We start from the raw sequence: 1857 nt of genomic DNA on the forward strand, positions 1-1857 counted from the left end.
CCAGTGCTCCAGCACCTTGCGCAGCGGCGCCGGGTCGCCTTGCTCCAGGCTCGCCCGGTACGCCTCATCCACCTCGCGGTCGATCATTGTGAGCGTTTCGGGCGTGGAGAACTCCGCGAGCGCCGCGAGCACCTCTGCGGGACCAGGGTGCGCATCGCCGTTGTCGGTGTCGGGCCGGTCCATGGTGGGTGCGCTCATGCGCCCCACCGTACCCAGCCGTGCCGACAATCGACAGTGAATGGCCAGAAGCCACCGAACGCCAGCCGCCCTTGATCCCGGCCCGGTCGGCGGCGCGCGTCACGACATCCCCGGCTGCCTGCCCAGACAGGCCCCCGAGCAGTCGGCCGTGCCGGTCGATGCGGGGGAACGTCGGGCCGTCCGAATCGCCAAGCCCGGCCGCTGCGGCCCACGCGTGCCACGCACGCACCGGGCACGTCAACGGATTCGATCCGTACGGGACGGCGACCGTGCGCGGCTTCGTCTTGGATACCCGCACCTCGACCACCAAAGCCGTTCGGGTCGTCCTGCACGTCGAGCACCATGAGACCGGCGACCTCGCTTCGGCGCCCGCACGCGGATCAGCCGGCGCCCGCCCGCCGCCCTGCACACGCACCGCAAACGATGGCACCAGCGGCTCCATGATCACCCAGAACTCGTCCGGCACCAACCGCTTGGCGAGGGCATCATCCACGGACCCTGAGTATGCCGCAGACAGACCACGACCATATGAGACGCAGTGTTAGCACAGCGGGGCGGTTCGCTGCCATTTCGTCTTGCGTTGAGCGTATGCCTGCTCATCGGCCACTCACCATCTCGACCACGACACAGCCGTCTGCCGCGTGAATCCCCGTTACGTCGAGTTGCGCGGAGCTAGCCAGCCGCCGGATCTCCGCGAGATTGCGCTCTCGCGCTCCGAAGTAGGCAGCCATCCGCAAGTCGGTCTCCGTGCTGAGCGAACCGCCATCCGACCCGATCTTCTCAATGACGAACACCCTGCCATCGTCTCCGGTCGCCTCGGAGCAGCGCCTCAGGATGGCACGGGCCTGATCATCATCCCAGTTGTGGATGACCGCCGACAGCACATAACCCCCGGCGTCGGCAGGCAGCGGGTCAAAGAAGCTGCCCGCCATGGCAGTAGCCTGACCAGCGAGCCCGGCTTCTGCAAAGGCTTGTCGCGCGAGGTCGGCGACGGGGGGCAAGTCGACGACGGTGCCACGCAGGTCTGGGTACTTCCGGAGCATCGCGATAAGCAGCGCGCCGCTACCGCCGCCGACATCGACGACGTGACCGAGGCTGCCCCAGTTGTAGGCGGCGACGATCGCTGGCGCAGCGGAGCCAATGGCCGTTGCCATGCGTCGATGGAACGACTCTGCGACCGCCTCATGAGTTGACAGGTCATCCCAGAAGGGCTGGCCATACTGCTCGGGAAACGCCGGCTTCCCGGTGCACACCGTGTGCAGCAGGTGCGTGAGGCATAGGTCAGCCCTGCCCTCCGCGCCCTCGACGGTCAGTCTCGCACGTAGCTGGCTGGGATGGCCTTCCCGCAGCGGCTCACCTCGGGGGGTAAGCCGATAAACGCCCAAACTATCGCTGTAAAGCACGCCGATAGAGCAAAGATGCCGCAGAAGGCGGTCCAGTATGTCCACATTGGCCCCGACGAGGCTGGCCAACTCCTGTGCGGTTCTCGGCTCCGGCGTGAGATGGTCGGCCAGCCGCAATGTGGCGGCCATGCGCACGGTCATGGGAGTGACCAGGCTCGCCATCGCCAACAAGTCGGCTTCCTGCTCCACGATTTCCGTCATGGCTCTCCTTATTTACCTCGGAACAACCTGCCGGACGAAGTAGACCGGTCGGTCC

At 66.6% G+C, this 1857-nt stretch carries 2 protein-coding genes and 1 pseudogene; all 3 read right to left on the reverse strand.

What is annotated here, in order from left to right; genetic code table 11:
* Window positions 1-198 (reverse strand): hypothetical protein (locus tag VGS97_RS05650; RefSeq protein WP_326852142.1); only part of this gene is annotated, 198 nt, incomplete at its 3' end.
* 373 nt (window positions 199-571) lie between these two features.
* A pseudogene (locus VGS97_RS29430) lies at window positions 572-691 on the reverse strand (IS5/IS1182 family transposase); the annotation flags it as partial.
* 103 nt (window positions 692-794) lie between these two features.
* Window positions 795-1802 (reverse strand): methyltransferase, encoded by a 1008-nt coding sequence (locus VGS97_RS05655; protein ID WP_326852143.1) that lies wholly within the window; start codon window positions 1800-1802, stop codon window positions 795-797.
* Window positions 1803-1857: the final 55 nt, after the last annotated feature.

The sequence above is a fragment of the Actinocrinis sp. genome (assembly GCF_035946395.1).
In the GTDB taxonomy this organism is placed as follows: Bacteria; Actinomycetota; Actinomycetes; order Streptomycetales; family Catenulisporaceae; genus Actinocrinis.

What these genes read in the sequence shown, in the direction of transcription:
- VGS97_RS05655 (WP_326852143.1), bottom strand. Translation starts at nt 1,802, where the DNA reads ATGACGGAAATCGTGGAGCAGGAAGCCGACTTGTTGGCGATGGCGAGC.